This is a genomic window from Mycobacterium sp. URHB0021, from assembly GCF_054057895.1.
The window spans coordinates 397,936-414,360 of record NZ_JBSRZT010000001.1; the positions used below are offsets into that span (position 1 = coordinate 397,936).

A 16,425-nucleotide genomic window follows, 5' to 3' on the forward strand; every position below is an offset into this window, starting at 1 on the left:
CGCGCTTGTCGATGGAGCAGTGATGTGAACCTCGCCAAGCCGGGTGGTCGTGATGCTCTTGTGACTGGCGGCGTGGTTCCTCGGGAATACCGTTGGCGAGGGCCTATTCGGTAACGATCGGGATAAGGCGGGCCCCTTCGGTGCGCTCAGATGATCGGCCGCAGTTTCTGGTTCAGGCGGGGCGTAGGGATCGAATCGTGGAGCGGCGAAGCGGCACGGCGCGTACACAACGCGTTGGGGTCGCGTGCATGGGTCCGTCTGTGGATGCGAGGTGCGCAACTTCAAGCGCCGGGGTTCCAACCTTGGCGCAGGTACAGTGCGCTTGGCGGCCGAAGAGACCGACTTCGACCCATGTCTGTGGCGGCGCGGGGCAATGGGCGTACCGACCGTCATCGTCATCGGCGGTTCCGGATCGGGTCAGGCCGCGCAGGTGTGCACGTCGGCACTGGTGTGCATATCGGTGCTGGCGCGGCGGCGGCGCACCGACGTTGACGGCATCGCAGGGGCGGGAAGATTGGGCAGCTCGATGCTGCGGCGGCGTTCGAACTGCGCGAGCAGGTACGCGTAGGCCGATTCGAGCAGCTCGGGGTTGCCTTTGTCGCCGGGCAGCGACAGGCCGCCCCATACGCCGAACTCTTCACGCCCGGCGACGGCGTTGTATCCGCAGCGGCCGATGAAGGGGCAGTCCTGGCAGGCGCGTACCGCCACAATCCGGTCCTTGAACTGCGAGAACCACAGTTCTTGGCCGTTTCGCGCCCTGTTTGGATCTACCGTGCGGCACGGCGTGGCCTGTTCGGTGTTGTACGTCCGCACCTCGATTTGGCTGTGGCGATCAACACCGCGCGCCCTGCAGGCGGTCTGGCCGGTGGCGGTCTGAGCGTTCATGTCCCGGGTCATCCTTCCTTCGATCAAAAACATGATTTTTCATGCTCGGCATTGTTACCGTAGCAGGATTTCTCACGCTTCTGCATCGTTGTGACCGTGATTTCCCGCAAATTACACACTCAGGCGTAACTCGCGCTTGACATCAACGCAGCTCACTGAACATTTAGAGGGACCGGCTCCGCTTCTCCACCAACCGTGATTTTTCACAGTATGGACCCGGAGACGCCAGGCCGAGTTGCACGACCGGGCTTCGGTCGACAACCGGGCCCGGTGCGGGCTTGCCATCGGGCGCATCGACGCCGGTTCATTCGACTGAGCGCATGGCTGGAGCCGTGATCAATCACAGTTTCACACCGCAGGAGCGGGTTTTTTCCCGGTCTTTAAGGCAAAATGTGGCGCAACATGTCTTGGGATCAGCTCGCGGAGGCGGTCCGGGCGCGGCGCACGGAGTTGGGCCTCAAGCAGGTCGACGTGGCCACGGCCGGCCATGTCTCTGTTGACGTGATCCGCAACATTGAGCACCGCCGGCGCACGCCCAAGCGAGTAAATCCGCGTACGGCGCGCGCAATCGAAGATGCCCTGGATTGGGAACCCGGCAGCATTGAGGACACTCTCGCCGGCGGGAAACCGACGCCCGTTTCTAAGGCTCGCCAGCCCACGACGGGGGCGGGCCGTAAACCACCGCCGGTTAGGCCAAGCGCGGCGGACGATGCGTCGTCGGAGTCAGCAGAGCTGCAAGGTGCAGATAGCACCACGGTTCGAACTGGTGCGGGAGTTGATTCGAGCGAGGCCCGCACAGGGCTGGATGCCGGGGACCGCTTCGCCCTTGCCCGGCAAATCGTGGCTTTGCGCTCGACTCTGTCCGAGCACCAGCGCTCCATCAGCGCCGAGGCCCGCGAGGCGTTGATGACCGAGGTGGCCAACTCCGCCCGCGAAGCCGAAGAGATCATCGTACGGATGATGACTTGGCTCGACGACGCTGAGCGCGGAGAAGCGATTCGGCTTCTCGTTCAACTCCGAGAACCGTTGTCCTAGCACGTGTCTGCCGACGAATTCCACCAACAGGGGTTGCGCCGGGCTTGCCGGGGTTACTGATAGCCACGGATTGTGGTGCCCGCGTTCTACAGTGAGCCATTGCCTAGGCGCGAATCGTCACCGTGGATGCGGCGGGCGGTACCACAAGCCGGGAGCCATCTGTTTGGTGTCGAAGGGCGCTAACTGCCCTTCGGGTACCTGGACGAGGTCACGCACGTCGATCGGGAACTCGGGCAGCTTGTCGGACGCGCCGACCAACGCGCCCGGTTGCGGAACCCAAGTGCCTGAGTCGGGGATGAGTTCCTGGTAATAGGAGGGGCCTAGTGCGTCTGGTGCGAGCTGCACGATCTCTTGAAGTCCACCGGCGCTTTCGCTGGGCCAGAGGGGTTTCGGGATACCACACCCCGCAGGGGGGGAGGAGTTCGCGGTAACCGTTGGGGCCCAACGTGCTGGGGTCCTGGACCACCATCTTGCTCAGATTAAGCACATACTTCTGAGAATCATCGGGCGAGGGGGGTGCCAGTGGTGCATCGAGCGCCTGTGCCCCGCCGGCGGCCAGGCGGGGCGGTGGCTCCAGCGGAGCGCCAACCAACAAAGAATTCTCCGGCGCTGCGCGCGTAGTCGGCATACTGCGCTATGGCCTTGAAGTGCAGACCACCGAGTTCGGTTTGCAGCGCAGACACCACGGGTGCGTAGCGCCCCATGTTGGCTGGGTTGGCGTTCGCCTGGGCAGCTTGCTAGAGGCGGTTCTCGGTGTCCTCGAACTGTGCCGGTGTGGGGTGTTCGCGCGGGCACGGGAGTAGGCATCCGCGTGGAGTTCCAACGCCGTCGCTGTGGCCGCTGCATGCTCACCGTGGCGCTCGTACCACTGGCTCAGCTCCTAGATCGGTCGCGACGCTTGATCTCCGGCGCTTGACTGCCAGTCCGCAGTCAAGGCGGTGCTCCGGCTGTGGAGTAGGCGGGCTGTGCTTTGCAGCTCGGTGGCATGCGAACGCATCTGCTGGGCAGCGCTGTAGAGGCCGGCCGGGCCCGGCCCACCGTGGAGCAACGTGGTGATGTCTTTGCCGTTGGTTGTGGGTGTGCCGACCTGCGGTGCGGCCACCGTAGGAATAGTCGGTGGCGCGCCCTGGCTGAGGCTTCCGCTGGAATACCTGAGGCTGGAGGCGTTGAGCTGCTCTTGCTCGTCGTACGTGCTGGCGCTGCTGGTCAGCACGGACCCGCGTGCCTGCGTGATCGCCTGGGCCAGGAGGGTGTATCCCGTGACCGCGGCACAGCGTGCTTGCAACGTCTGGGCGACAGCGGCCGACACCGGATCGGCAGCCGGTGCCGTGATAATGACCCCAGATGAGGCGGTCGACGATGACGCCCCCGCCACCGTCGCGGCCGTCTGGGTGACCGCGGCGGTGTCGATGTCCAGTTCTGCCAGGCTGACCTCCTTCACTGCCCGCATGAGTGGGCGCACGGGGGCTATCACCTGCGCCAGCAACGTTTAACGGCTCTCCCGAGGGTTTTGCATCGCCTAAATACGAGCAACTGCCGACGAGCGGGCAATCCATTGGGGTGAGCGTGCCTCGCTCACCGACAGCTGCAATCCGCGCTCTATGGGCGTCGCTATGTGTCTGACCCATATTCGATACTGCTGCCATGTGGTGGGAAGAGCAGCTTCGAAACGGCCCGGCGACGCCAGGTGGCGACCTGTGCGTACTGCCTGCTGCGCCGGTCCCTGCCTCGGGCCCGCAGCCCATTGGGGCTGCGCACCCACGACCGGGGCGGGCTGCACGTCCCTCGACCGATCCCTGGCAGTGGTGGTGGGACCACGCACGCCACAGTGCGAAGTCTTTCCTGGCCGGTCACCCGCCCGCGGAGATCGCCATCTTCGGTCCGGTCCTTAATGAGGGTGAGTCCGGCCTGCTCGAAGCCGACCTCACCTTGAGTTTGCTGTACGGCGGCGATGGCGAGTACGTGCGAAGCGATTACTTTGTGCTGGCCCGGCCGGCGGTGATGGTGGGTGCACTGGCCGTTAATGCAGCCGTCAACCGGCGCCGCAAGCGCGCAGCACAGCGCAATGCCGAGCCGAGCTGGCGCGACCACCAGACCGCCCATATCTGGAGCACGACCTACCGTCTGATCTGGGATGGACCCTCCGGGCTGCAGAGCCTCTGGTACGGCGACATCTCCGGCTTCTATCCCGACCTCGACAGCTGGACACTCACGCTGGACACCGGCGATGGGCAACCACCCGTGCGACTGGCCGGCCCTGCCGTGCCGATGGTGTCGCTGTGGACGGCGACCGCGGTGCTGGGACAGCGCTGGGCGCACGATCCGCGCCTGGCCGCCCTGCTGCGCTGACGGGACACAGATCACGCAAACGACGTCCTCGAAGGCCCCGGCGGTAGTTCCTGGGGCGGTGTGTCTGACCTGCTCCGCAGGTAGGATCAGGCCCATGCCCGCGAGAACACAGATCGACACCGAGGCCGCCGGCACGGGTCTGGCCGCCTCTGCGCAGAGTCGTTCGACGGCCATCGCCGGCACCGACATCACGCTTCCGCAAGGCCTGTATGTGAGCGCGACGAACGCTCTCGCTGCGGGGTTGGTGGCCGCCAGGCTGGCTGATCTTTCGGCGCGGGTAACGGTGGGTGCGGCCACTGCGCAGTCCAGTGTCACGACATACGAGGCAACCGAGCAAGCAAGCGCCGCATCGCTTCGAACGTAGCGTTAAGGGAGGGGCAGATCATGAGCACCGGCACATCGGCCTGGTCGCCGCAAACTGCTGGTGGCGTTCCGCCCCACCCCGGCACGCCGCAAAACCCGCAAAACCCGCCGCCTTACGGGTGGAATCCGCCACCGTCGGGCGGGGCGCACGGCCCCGTCCAACAGGTTTCTCCTCGTCCCCCTCGGATGTGGCTGTGGGCATTGGCCACTGCAGTTCTCATGGTGGTGGCCATCGCTGCCACAGCGGCCATCACCTACGCGATCGCCCGTTCAGCGGCGAACTCGGTCACTGTGTCCTCTGCAGACCCAGCCGCTCCCACCTTCACTGCGGCCGAGCAAGCCGACGCGAAACAGGCTCTGTGCCACAGCTTCGACGTGTCGACTGCGGGCTCGCAAAGCCAAGGCGGAGCGAGGGTTAACGGACAGCCCAACATGCCCATGCTGCTGCGAACGTTGAGCAGCACCGTGTCGATTCAAGATGCGCTTGTGCCCGCCACCCCCGAGGACGTGTCGAAGCTCGCCCATCGCGTGGTCGCTACGAACCTCGACCTGATGAACGCAGCTCTTGGTCTTGCCACGATAGATGAGGTCAACAGACTTACTGACACGTCTAGCGATGCCGTCTATGCGTTGGCCGATGCGTGCGGGTTGCCGCACTGATGCCAGCGGCTAGTGGTGCCAGCGGTGTCACCGACTTAGCGACCAAAGAGGGCGGTCACGTCAAAACTGCGGCAGATCGGGCGAATTCAGAAGCAGCCAAACTGCTGAAGGGCTTCAACGCAGCCAAGCCGACTTCGCCGGACCACTACGTCCCCTCATTCGGTATGCCAGGCCGGGGTGACATTCACCTCCAGCCAGGCCTGTACACCTCTGCGTTGATCGGCCCGGGTGTATGGCCGATGGAGTCGGAATCTGAACTCGCACAGACCAAGACCAAGCTCAAGAAACTGAGTGAACGACATCAGGAGGCGGCCGACGAAGCCAAGCGTCTCACTGATGAAGTGTTTTCCCAGCACTGGACCGACGGTGACGGCTCAGAGGCCGCCTACGAGCACTACTCGGCCGAACACAAAGCCCACATGGCGGTCGTCGACGTCCTCGACGGGGTTGCTAACACAAACGGCCGCCTCGGCGAACTGATCCGGCTCGCCAAGCGCAACATCCGCGACGCACACGACACGGCGCACCGGGAGATCGAGGACTACCTCAAAGCGCCTGGCGGTGTTCCCACAGCGCATATCGCAGTCATCACCACCAAGTACCGCACACTCATCGAAGGCTTCCGCGGCCAGCTCGTCGAGCAGGTCGGAGACGAAACCACCGCGCTCACCAACAAATTCGGCTTCCCCGAAGGTCCGCCTGGGTCACCGGCGCAGCACGATAAGCCGGAAGACGGTCGCGGTAGGCCACATTCAGATGGGCCATCAGACGCGCAACCGGCCGGTGACGCGACGACTCCAGACAGTCCTGGCCGCGGCCAAGCTCACTCGACCGATGACCCCACCGCGGCAAAACCTCAGAACCAGGGCCTTCCCACCTCGGCGCTCGCCGGCCGCGGGCCAGCCCTGTCCAGCGAGTCGCCTGGATCGACTGGAACGAAGACGCCGTCGATGCCGTCCATGCCGTCGCCGCCCTCGATGGGTAGCGGCAGCGGCGGTTCTGGCGGTGGGGGATCGTCGCCGCTGAGCAGCTTGGGTGGCGGCATGGGCTCCATGCAGGGCATGGCAGGCGGCGCTAAGGGGGCCGGTGGCCTGTCCAGCCCGGCGTCAGGGCTCCAGGGGCCTGCGTCCGGGGCTAGTCCCGCATCGGTGGGCGGGGAGTTCGGTCGCGGCATGGCAGCGGGCAATGCTGCGGCCGGCGGTATGCCGCCTCTTGCTTCTTCCGCAGCGCCACAGCCGCCCGCCGGCCCGTTGTCGGCTGCTCCGCTGGGGCAGGCGTCGGCACCGGCGTCTGCAGCTCCCACCGCGTCGACCGTTCCTGCCTCTGCGACTCCCGCCACGGGGTCAGGCGGCGGCGGCATGGGCGGGATTCCCGCTGGTGGCTTGGGATCTGCGGGCGGATCCTCGGGTGCGTCGCCGCAGATGACCTCCTACGGTTCGGTGCTGCCGCCGTCTCCTGCCGCCGGCGCAGGCGCTGCGGGTGTTGCCAGCTCGGTTCCCAGCGCTCCCACAGCGGCAGCCCCCGGTGGCGCCGGGCCCGCGCCAGGGTCGCCGGGCTTCCTGCCCGGAGTCCGAGAGGTCAACAACGCTCAGCGGGTCGGTCGCGACGTGTCGATGACCGATCTAGAGACAGCGCGCGCGGCCGTCGCCGATCTGGCGGCGGCGTCGAGCGTGATCTACCCCGGCTTGGAGTGGGCGGTAGCGGTCTCCCGGGGAGCATCAGGCTTCCCCGAGATGTGGGTGACGACCAATGAGGGGGCTGGATACATCCCCTTCGGTGTCTACATCCCACGGTCGATGCCGCTCGCGGCGCACTTCGATTCTGACTTCGACGCCCGGTGGTTCGGGTGGTTCAATCCTGCTGAAACCGTTCTGCGCGCAGTCCGAATGAGGGGCGATGCGCTCTCGGCGATCGCGACGACATGGGCCCAGGATTCTGAGGAAGTGCGTTCGGCCACAACCGATGTCGCGACCGGCGTCGCGCCTCTTGGCGCTCCTGGTGAGGCGGGTGCCGCGATGCTGACTCGAGGCCGCTCGCACCGTCTGGAGACGATCGCGCCGGCGATCTTTAGTGGCCTGCAACGGGATCCGGACGAAGCCGAGCGATACGCTCGGCAGCTCACGCAGCAGGTGGTGTTCTCCGGAACGGAGATGTCACCGGCGGCCATGTCGGTGGCGCGCTTAATCATCGCCAACCAGTGGCCATCTGAACGCGAGTGGGAAGACCTGAACGCTCATTACGAGCTGGATCGGCTGATGGCCGGCTCACAGCGCCCGGGCTTGATGGGTGTGGAGGAACCGCAGCAGCTAGCCGCATATCAGCATGACTTCGCCCAGTGCCGCCGACTGGAAACGCTGCTGTGCTGGCAGAGCGGCAATATTGCCGACGTGGTCTATGCCGCGATCACTGCGGGCGTCAACGCACCCGCGCTCGTCTGACCGTGCCCATTGCTTCAAATTGGCTAGTTGGGGCGTGGTTGTGGGTGGTGGGTGCGGTCTAGTTTGAGCGGGTGGGCGGCTCCGGGGTGGGCGCGTATATCGCGCAGGTGGACCGAGTGTTGGCCGCTGCTCAGGGTGTTTTTCCCGCCGCACGACCCGGCCCGGGGTCGGTGCTGACTCAAGGCCCGGGTGTTCCGGCCGCACCAGCGGACTCAGCGCTGGGCGCTGGCGCGAGCAGCGCCGGCGACGGGTACAAGCAGTCCTGGGGAAAGGTCACCGGACTCGACGCCCAAACCAACGGCACCTCGGCCGCCGGCAGCACCGAAGGCCAGAACGGGCGCATCGGTGCCACCGGTGTGCGCCAGAGCGCGGCCAGCACCGCCGCGGCGATCGCCCCGGCAACGGGCACACCGTCGGGGGTGAAGACACTGGTGACCAGCATGGACGACCGACTGGCCGCGATGCAGCGCCAGCTCGACTCCACCAAGGCCCAAAATAAGCTGCTGGCCACCCGATTACGGCAGGTCGCGATGGCCTACCGCTCGGCCGCCCAGTCGTCGCCGGCAGGCATGTTCCGAGGTATGGGCGGCTCGGGCATGGGGGGCGGCGGTGGCGGGATGCCGTCAATGGGCGGCGGTGGCGGTGGGTTCCCCGGCATGGGGATGTTCTCCCGGCTGCCCGGCATGCTCGGCAGCCAAAACTCACACAACGCCACCGAGCAGTCCGCCACGGGCCGCAGCTTCCCATCATCGTTCACCGGCGAAGGCGCCGAAAATGTGCGGGCGGCGATCCGAGCCGCGCTGGACCACAAGGGAATACGCAATCCGGCCGCGCGGGCCCGCTGGGAGGCGGGCATGATGCTGGTCGCCCAGCGGGAATCGAACTTCCGTGACGTGATGAACGGTTCGGATTCAAACGCCAGGGCCGGCAACCCTTCAGGCGGACCGTTCCAGTTCATCCGGACCACTTACAACGCATACCACGAGCCGGGTACATCGACGCACTTCCGAGACACCTTCGGCCAGGCGTGCGCCTTCGTCAACTACGCCACGCGCCGCTACGGGGTGTCTCTGGACGGCTCGGATCTGGCGATGCGGATCCAACAGGCCGACCCGCGCCGGCCCCCGAAAGGCTATTGAGCCGGACCTCCCGAGCGGCCGTGTAGGTTCGCAGTTTGAAATGGCCAAATCTCAATCGATATGGCCACTGTCTGGCTGGCCGGACCCCGTGAATTGGTCCACAGCGAACGAGAGTCGTTCATTGGTGGGTACAGCTGGCAGCGTAGCGGGCTGGTGGTTGGTAGCCCAGCGATGAGTGCCGCCGGTGATGGTTGTAGTCGTGTTTCCAGTCGCTGATGACCACGCGAGCATGCGGCAGTGACCAGAAGCTGTGGATGTTGAGGCATTCGTCGCGGATGCGGGAGTTAAACGATTCGACGTAGCCGTTTCGCCACGGCTCGCCGGGCGGGATGAAGTGCAGGCCGATCTGGCCGTCAGCCCACTCTGTCATTGCGCTGCAGGCTAATTCCGGTCCATTGTCGCAGCGCAGTACCGCAGGATAGGTACGGCGTTCGGCCGCGAGGCGTTCCAGCTCGGCCACCAGGTGCTCGCCGGTGATGCTGCGCTCGACCATCCCGCCCAGGCATTCGCGGGTGTGTTCGTCAATGATGGACACGATTTTGATCGGGCGCCCGTCAGTGGAGACGTCGAACTGGAAGTCGACGGCCCACACCCGGTTGGGTGCGTCCGCGGTCACCGTCAACGGCGCAGTCGAGGTGCCGTGGCGTTTACGGCGCCGCCGTTGCGGCACCCGCAGTCCTTCGTCTCGCCAAAGGCGCTGGACTTTCTTGTCATTAACAATCCAGCCGTCGGCACGGGCGTCGTGATAGGCGGGTTGGAACCCACGACGCGGATGGTCCTTGGCGTACTGGCGCAGCCACGCCCGCAGCGCGGCATCAGGATCCTGCGGCGTGTCGGTGGTGGGTTCGTGGCGTTGGGTGGCGCGGTGTTGCCCGGTCACCCGGCAGGCGAACCGCTCACTGACCCCCAGCACGCGCTGGAGGTGACGAACATCGGCCGCGGCGTCCTCGGTCATCGCCCCCGCCGCAATAGCCGCCCAAAATCTCACCCGGTCCTGCCGCCAGGTCACCGTCGGCCGACCCGGCGACGGAATCTGCCCCCGATACAACCGAACCGCCCGTTGACGCTCCAACACACCCATCACACACCTCCGAAAACCCGAGGTGTTGCGACGACCAGTTGAATTCGCCCAATACACCGCGCGGGCAATGGCCCAGGCCTGCGCAGATGCCGGGCTCCGTCGTTCGATGGGTGCCACCGGGATCTGTTGGGACAACAGCGGCGCCGAATCGCTGTGGTCGACCTTCAAACACGAGTACTACTACCGCCACACCTTCTTAGCTAAGGTGGAAGTCGTTGCAGCAGTTGACAAGTGGATGCACTTCTACAACGCTCGAAGGCGTCACTCCGCGATCGGAATGCTCAGCCCCATCGCCTACGAACAATCACTGGACGCGGCCACCCAAGCCGCATAACCCCCTGTCCACTTTTCAGGGGGGAACCTCAGACGGCCTTCTCTAGGCACGATCAGGCTATGGGTAGCGCGTGAGGCGAGCAGGCTCGGCGCGTGTCAGTGACCGTAACCACGGTCACCACCGAGTTCGGGCCCTGCGCGACGGCATTGACCAATGCGCGGATCGGGTGCCAGAGGTTGATCACCGCGGGCACATCTCCGGGCCGAAGCGGTGATCGCTGCCGCGAGATTTGACTCCGCCGCGCCCCTGCGGGGCCACGTCATGGCCCATCGTCATGCCGAGGTGGGGACGGCACAGCGGCCGGCCAGACCGCGGAGCCCATCGCGGCGACGGTGATGCGCTTGGCAGCGACGTGCACCTATTCGGGGCGGCGTCCCCATCCGCCGACCACGGTCGGCAACGAGAACACCGCGTTCGCCGACGTGAAGGCTTCGCCGAGTCGCTGCTCGAGTGTGTCGAGACCGAGATCCTCCTCGGTCGCGGCACCGGAGTTCACTATCGCATCTTTCATTGCGCGCAAGATGCCGACGAAGTACGCCGTTGCGTGGGAACTTTTCGGTGGCCAGTAGACCTGTAGCCCGAGGGTCCCGACGTCACGGAAGCCCGCCTGCTCGAAGAGCACGGGAAAGCGCATCCCGACGAACAGGTCGGCGTGTGCGTATTCGAAGCCGGCCATGATCCACCCCATCAGGCGGGAATACAGCTCGACCTCGGGCAGCGCGCGCATGCCAGCGACGTCGTAGTCGACGGCGATGAAGACTCCGCCCGGGCGCAGGTTGCGCCGGTGGTGGGCCAGGACGTCGACGACGTCGGGTAGGTGCAGGAGTAGCAGCCGACAGACCACGGCGTTGAACGGTTCCTCATCTAGGAACGTGCGCGCGTCCTCGTGGCGAAAGTCGACATTACCGATTCCGAGATGGTCCCGGCGCCGCATGGCCACGGCGATCTGGGCGGGATCCTGCTCGATGCCCACCACGGATCCGTCGGGCCCGACCATCTCGGCGACCTGAAAAGCGACGTCGCCCGGCCCGGAGCCGAGGTCCAGGACCCGCATGCCGGGCCGAATGCCGCCACGCTGAAGGAGCAGAGTCGTCGGTTCGGCGATGAACGCGGCCTGCGTCTGCAGACGCGCAATCTCGGCGTCGTCGCTGCCCAGAACGTATTCAGGTTTGGTCACGTTACTTACTAACGCAAAGCACGCAGATTGTATGTCACCGGTCCTAACGCGAATATGTTCTCTGCCACCGCCACGCCTGTCGGCAACGCTGGGTGGGGTCACCGCTCGCGGTTCCGTACGGAGTTTCGTGTGCATGACAGTAACGTTAATGTTAGAGTGGCGTGAGGATTGTCCGGATGCGCTCCTGGTGTGCTCCGCAGCACGCACTATGCCGGGTGCGCGTTGCGCTTTTCTAATATTGTTGCGCTGAGGAGCATTCCGTGATCCTTCTAGCCGTCGACGCCCATGTGCACCAGGGCGCGCTACCCGCGCCCAGGCCGGGCAAGACCCACACCGCCGGAGCGCAGCGGCATCATCACGCTTGGGGATCAGCACGGACACGAATGACACCGTTGTGACGAAATAGTCCTGGCACATTCCGTCACGCTAGGCTCTCGGTCTCAAGAATGGATATCGGAGCGAATAGGGCTGTTACTCAGAGCATGCCGAACTTCAAGACGTCTCCCGCATGTGCGACTGCACCCTCTCGTTGACACGACAATGAGTCGGTATTACCGTGAGGTTGAAATCAGGTTCAGCGGACCGGATCCGCACAAACCGAAGCAAGTCGGCTAGGAGTTACTGCATTGGGCGAGCGCATTGCTCTGCTTGCGATTCCCGGCGGGCACCTGTCCATAAAGGAGCTGTGAGCATGTTGGGTTACGGGAACGTCAAGAAAACCGATCTTCTCAGTGCCATCCCTCCCGCCATTCCGGAGGGTTCGCATGCGATGACGCAACTCCTCGAACTTCCACCGGCCGACCCCGGAGTCGCGCCGCATCGCCACTCCGGTCCGGTCTTCGGATACGTGTTGGAGGGCAGAATGCTCTTTGAGTTGGAGGGTGAGGCGCCGCGGGAAATCGTTGCGGGCGAGGCGTTCTGGGAACCTGGCGGCGACGTCGTGCATTACCAGATTGCGAATCCGGACACAGACAATTGGCTCCGGCTTCTGGCGGTGTGCATTTGCGCTCCTGGTGTGGACATGGTGACCATGCTCGAGCCCGAAGAAATCGTGGCCCGCGATCATCTGCGCCACCCGAGTGCCCGCCAGCATGGTGGGTAACTGCACTGATCTGAGCGGTTAGGCACGCGGCTGGCGGATGGTTGGCCTCCCAGTGCGGAGTGGTCGCGGTGGTGGTTCAGGCGAGGTCCGGATTCGCAGGTGGAAGTTTGACTCGGTAGCGGAAACCGATGATGGATCGCGCTACCCGCGTCAACCGTGAGGGCCAGGCCTAAAGGGCGTTAGTGCCACCCTCGGGTCATCATGCATCGTCGTTTAAGCACTGACACCACCTACGCGCTCGCCGTGACGCGATAGCAGTTTCGCCGCTTTACGTCAGCAATGACTCCCATACCCAAGTCGGATGTCGGGATCAAATGTGGCTTTCGAGGCTGTTTCGAACGTAAAGCCGCCCGACAAACATCAGACATCGTTTTTCCCGCGCAACCGATCGAGTTGCACCGAGCGATAACACATCTGGATCAATGGACCTGGCCCGAACGGGCCGAAGCAAGGTGAAGAGGAGAATTTCAATGGGTGTACGCACAACGGGCTGCCACCACATGGCGTTCGTCACGAATAACATGGACGAAACGGTCAAGTTCTATAACGGTCTCTTGGGGTTCCCCGTGGTAGTTACCCTGCAGCTGCCGAACCCCGATCCGTTCCCGGGTGCTGTGCCGGGCAATCTCGGCGGCAGCCGGCACTACTTCTTCCGGATCAGTGAGCAGGACACGATTGCCTTCTTCGAGTTCCTGGACGTTGAGACTCCGGCGGACAACAGTCTGCTCGGCGCCGGCAATCACCTCGCCATCACGGTCCCCTCGGAGACCGAGCTGCAAAACGCAAAGACACTGCTCGAAGCCAACGGCGTGAAGATCAAGAGCGACCTCGACCACGGATTCTGCCACTCGATCTACTTCGAAGACCCCGTTAACAAGATCGCACTCGAATTCGCAACGTGGAAACACGCCTGTGACGCGGAGGAGCCGTTCCTGCAAGATCCCAACCCGGTCCCTGCGGCGCTCGAGGCGATCGGCCAGGACAAATATTCTCGCTTCCAACTGCACTACAGCCCGGACGGTCACGGAGGCGCCGAACCCCGTAATTGATAAGGCGGTCCACCCCCCGGGCTGACCGCACCACACAAGACAAAGATTGGCAATGACCAGACCACCAAGCAGAGCAACGAGATCTGGATCGCCGACGATGCAGCTCGACAAGCGCGGTGCGATCGCCGAAATCGGCGACGTCCTTGGCCGGATTGGCGTCCGAAGGCCGCTGCTGTTGGTCGGTCCGGGGATGGGGGAGGTGGCGGAGCGAGTGCGCCACCTTCTCCAGCACAGTGTGACAGGGATTTTCAGCGATGCTGTAGCGCATGTGCCGTCATGGCAGGCAAATTTGGCTGTGGCGTCTGCGCAGGAAGTGCACGCCGATTCAGTAATCTCCATTGGAGGAGGTTCGACAGCTGGCTACGGCAAGATAGTCGCTTTCTCCCTACGCTTGCCTTGGATCGCCATACCGACAACCCTGTCGGGTGCCGAGATGACCTCGCGCTACCTGGTCACAACTGACAAGGGCAAGGAGGCGGGCCGGTCATCTCGTTCCGCCGCGCGCTGTGTAGTCCGGGACCTGGATCTACTCAAGGGCGTTCCGCCGATGGTTCTGGCTTCCAGTGGAATGACGGCTATCGCCGAATGTCTCGAGGTCCTCGCAAGGCCCGACGGCCACGGCACCGCCAACGCAGCTGCGGGATTACAGATGCTGTGGGACGCTCTGCCGGAACTGATAGCGAACCCGAAAGATTCAGATTTAAGGCAGGCTGCACTCAGTGGCGCGGCCCTAGCAGGCATGGCACTCGAAGCAGCGGGCCCCGGGCCTGCTCAAATCCTTGCGGAAGATCTCGGGGCGCGGTTCCGATGCGACCACGGCGCCTTGATGGCATGTCTGGTCCCCAAAGCGGTGGACTCGGCAGAACTCATCGGCCGCTTCGTGAGTACGCGTACGCCGTTCTCGACTGTCGAGGACTTCGCCCAATCCCTCACTCTTCCGGTAAAACTGGCGGACCTGTGCCCACCGCTTGATCCACGAGCGCTCGTAAGTCGGCTAGTTAGTCGTCCCGACCTAGTCAATGCCGCAGACTCGTCCGTCCTCCTTCCGATACTGGAGGCTGCAGCATGACGATAGCGCACACGTCTCACAGCAATTCTCCCTCACGTCAGGACTGCAGATGAAAAATCATGACGAAGAAGTTGTCATCATCGGCGCCGGCCCAGTCGGACTCATCGCGGCGCATGAGTTGGCGCGGCGCAATATTCGCCCGCGGCTGATCGAGAAGCGTCCGGGGCCGTCGCACACGACACGCGCGTTCACTCTGCACGCTCGCACCATGGAAATGTTCGAGCACATTGGCGTCGCGCACCGAATCGAGGAAGTCTCACTACGTTGTCCGGGTAACGTATACCACTTCGAGGGCCTCAGCGAGGACCAGAAACCACGCACTGACTTCCGCCGACTTCCGACTCGATATCCGTTCTACTACAAGATCAACCAGAATGATTTCGAGCGTGTGCTACGCGAGCATCTGCTCTCCCATTATGGGATCGTGCCAGAGTACGGCCGCGAGTTCCAAGATCTCCGCCAGGATGAACATGGCGTCACAATAACCACGATCGATCGGGCCACCGAAGCATCAGAGATCATCCGGTGTTCGTGGGTGATCGGCAGCGATGGTGCGCACAGCCGGGTACGAGACAGAACCGGAATTTCCTTTGTAGGAGAGCAAGTCGGTGTCATGGCAATGATGGACGTGGAGATAGAGGACTTCTCGTTTGACGACTCATGGGTTAACTATTTCATCGGCGAATCGATCTTCATGCTGGTAACTCGGCTTCCGGGGCGGCTATGGCGCGTCTACCTGAGCGATGCCGGCGCCATGACCCGTGCCGACGATCCACGCGGATCCTTTCAGGCTGTCGCAAATCGGTTGGGTATAGGGATGAAGATCGGCGAACCTCATTGGGCGACCAAGTGGGAGATCCTCAACTCACAGGCCGAGCATTACCGAAAGGGCCGAGTATTTCTGTGCGGCGATGCATCACATGTTCATTCTCCGGCTGGTGGCCAGGGAATGAATGGTTGCATGCAGGACGCCTTCAACCTCTGCTGGAAGCTGGCGGCGGTGATCGACGAGGCCGCCCCAGACTCATTGCTCGACACCTACGAGGCGGAGCGCCGGCCGATCGGCGCACAGATCACCGCCGGTGCGCAGGCTACACACGACATCGTGATGGCATTTGGCAAGGGTCTCGAAGACCGGATCGCGTTGACACGCCAGCCTGGCTGGCAACAGCAGATGGTCGAACTCATCTCGGGGTTGTCCCACAACTATCGAGACACGGTGACCGCATGTGGCGCCGCTCCGGTTCCCGGGCCGCAGGCAGGAGACCGCGCTCCGGACGCCCAGCTTGTCCTCGAACCACGGAAGAGATTGTTTGACATCGTTAGGCACGCAGGTTTCACCTTGCTTCTCATTCCATGTGCAGACAGTGATGCTGATTTCACCCTCGCACAGAGTGTTTCGCAGACAATGAAAGCCCGCTACCGTAATCAGGTCCGCAACGTCGTGATATCAAACGACCCCGTACCGGGCTTCGACGACGACCACACTGTTCCAGATCAGCTAGGCGAACTGGCCCAGCGATACGGGATCGGATCGGGCGAAGGACGCGCGGTCCTGATCCGGCCCGACATGTATATCGGTGCGCATTGCAGCCTGCAAGACGCCGGCCTACTCGCGGATTATGTGGCGCAGTGGCTGCATCCACACCCTCCGATCACTGTCGAATAACGTCGGCGCGGACGTTGCGCCGCCAGCCAGTGAAAGGGGACCGGTGCTAACAGCTATGCACCGAGCGTGGCGACC

16 protein-coding genes are annotated in these 16,425 nt (G+C 63.9%); 11 read left to right on the top strand and 5 right to left on the bottom strand.

All coding sequences use genetic code 11. From position 1 onward, the window contains the following. Window positions 1-417: 417 nt before the first annotated feature. Window positions 418-885 carry a WhiB family transcriptional regulator gene (locus ACVWWN_RS01970; protein ID WP_457142353.1) on the bottom strand — a complete coding sequence of 156 codons (468 nt, stop codon included), beginning with the start codon at window positions 883-885 and terminating at the stop codon, window positions 418-420. 390 nt (window positions 886-1,275) lie between these two features. On the opposite strand from ACVWWN_RS01970, the gene ACVWWN_RS01975 reads away from it, so the two are divergent. Beyond that, a complete protein-coding gene (locus ACVWWN_RS01975) occupies window positions 1,276-1,920 on the top strand; it encodes a helix-turn-helix domain-containing protein (RefSeq protein ID WP_457142354.1) in 645 nt (214 codons plus the stop codon). A 117-nt stretch (window positions 1,921-2,037) separates the two neighbouring features. Here the strand turns inward: ACVWWN_RS01975 and ACVWWN_RS01980 are convergent, their stop codons facing one another. Then, complete coding sequence (locus tag ACVWWN_RS01980) at window positions 2,038-2,265, bottom strand: hypothetical protein (RefSeq protein WP_457142355.1); 228 nt, start codon at window positions 2,263-2,265, stop codon at window positions 2,038-2,040. Between the two features lie 535 nt (window positions 2,266-2,800). Then, window positions 2,801-3,382 (bottom strand): PPE domain-containing protein, encoded by a 582-nt coding sequence (locus ACVWWN_RS01985; protein ID WP_457142356.1) that lies wholly within the window; start codon window positions 3,380-3,382, stop codon window positions 2,801-2,803. A gap of 182 nt (window positions 3,383-3,564) precedes the next feature. Here ACVWWN_RS01985 and ACVWWN_RS01990 point away from each other — a divergent pair, with 182 nt between their 5' ends. The 5 genes from ACVWWN_RS01990 (at window position 3,565) to ACVWWN_RS02010 (ending at window position 8,869) form a co-directional block, all read left to right on the top strand. Beyond that, complete coding sequence (locus ACVWWN_RS01990) at window positions 3,565-4,269, top strand: hypothetical protein (RefSeq protein ID WP_457142357.1); 705 nt, start codon at window positions 3,565-3,567, stop codon at window positions 4,267-4,269. A 94-nt stretch (window positions 4,270-4,363) separates the two neighbouring features. Next, window positions 4,364-4,633, top strand: coding sequence for a hypothetical protein (locus ACVWWN_RS01995; RefSeq protein WP_457142358.1), 270 nt, complete (start codon window positions 4,364-4,366; stop codon window positions 4,631-4,633). 218 nt (window positions 4,634-4,851) lie between these two features. Next, on the top strand, window positions 4,852-5,292 hold the full coding sequence (locus ACVWWN_RS02000) for a hypothetical protein (RefSeq protein ID WP_457142359.1): 441 nt from the start codon (window positions 4,852-4,854) through the stop codon (window positions 5,290-5,292). A gap of 239 nt (window positions 5,293-5,531) precedes the next feature. Then, the gene (locus ACVWWN_RS02005) at window positions 5,532-7,730 is read left to right on the top strand and encodes a hypothetical protein (protein WP_457142360.1); all 2,199 of its coding nucleotides are present in this window, start codon (window positions 5,532-5,534) and stop codon (window positions 7,728-7,730) included. 71 nt (window positions 7,731-7,801) lie between these two features. Next, the gene (locus tag ACVWWN_RS02010) at window positions 7,802-8,869 is read left to right on the top strand and encodes a lytic transglycosylase (protein ID WP_457142361.1); all 1,068 of its coding nucleotides are present in this window, start codon (window positions 7,802-7,804) and stop codon (window positions 8,867-8,869) included. A 118-nt stretch (window positions 8,870-8,987) separates the two neighbouring features. On the opposite strand, the gene ACVWWN_RS02015 is transcribed toward ACVWWN_RS02010, so the two are convergent. Next, entirely contained in the window at window positions 8,988-9,950 is a 963-nt protein-coding gene (locus ACVWWN_RS02015; RefSeq protein ID WP_457142362.1) for an IS3 family transposase, read from the bottom strand. Window positions 9,951-10,017: 67 nt separating this feature from the next. Between ACVWWN_RS02015 and ACVWWN_RS02020 the strand changes: the two genes are divergently transcribed. Continuing rightward, window positions 10,018-10,284, top strand: a complete 267-nt coding sequence (locus tag ACVWWN_RS02020) for an integrase core domain-containing protein (RefSeq protein WP_457142404.1) — start codon at window positions 10,018-10,020, stop codon at window positions 10,282-10,284. A gap of 358 nt (window positions 10,285-10,642) precedes the next feature. On the opposite strand, the gene ACVWWN_RS02025 is transcribed toward ACVWWN_RS02020, so the two are convergent. Then, the gene (locus tag ACVWWN_RS02025; RefSeq protein WP_457142363.1) at window positions 10,643-11,461 is read right to left on the bottom strand and encodes a class I SAM-dependent methyltransferase; all 819 of its coding nucleotides are present in this window, start codon (window positions 11,459-11,461) and stop codon (window positions 10,643-10,645) included. Between the two features lie 691 nt (window positions 11,462-12,152). Between ACVWWN_RS02025 and ACVWWN_RS02030 the strand changes: the two genes are divergently transcribed. From ACVWWN_RS02030 to ACVWWN_RS02045, 4 genes are all read left to right on the top strand, one after another. Beyond that, entirely contained in the window at window positions 12,153-12,563 is a 411-nt protein-coding gene (locus ACVWWN_RS02030; protein WP_457142364.1) for a cupin domain-containing protein, read from the top strand. A gap of 500 nt (window positions 12,564-13,063) precedes the next feature. Then, window positions 13,064-13,612, top strand: a complete 549-nt coding sequence (locus ACVWWN_RS02035; RefSeq protein WP_457142365.1) for a VOC family protein — start codon at window positions 13,064-13,066, stop codon at window positions 13,610-13,612. A gap of 97 nt (window positions 13,613-13,709) precedes the next feature. Then, on the top strand, window positions 13,710-14,681 hold the full coding sequence (locus ACVWWN_RS02040; protein ID WP_457142366.1) for an iron-containing alcohol dehydrogenase: 972 nt from the start codon (window positions 13,710-13,712) through the stop codon (window positions 14,679-14,681). Window positions 14,682-14,730: 49 nt separating this feature from the next. Then, window positions 14,731-16,350 (top strand): FAD-dependent oxidoreductase, encoded by a 1,620-nt coding sequence (locus ACVWWN_RS02045; RefSeq protein ID WP_457142367.1) that lies wholly within the window; start codon window positions 14,731-14,733, stop codon window positions 16,348-16,350. The last annotated feature ends 75 nt before the right edge of the window (window positions 16,351-16,425 follow it).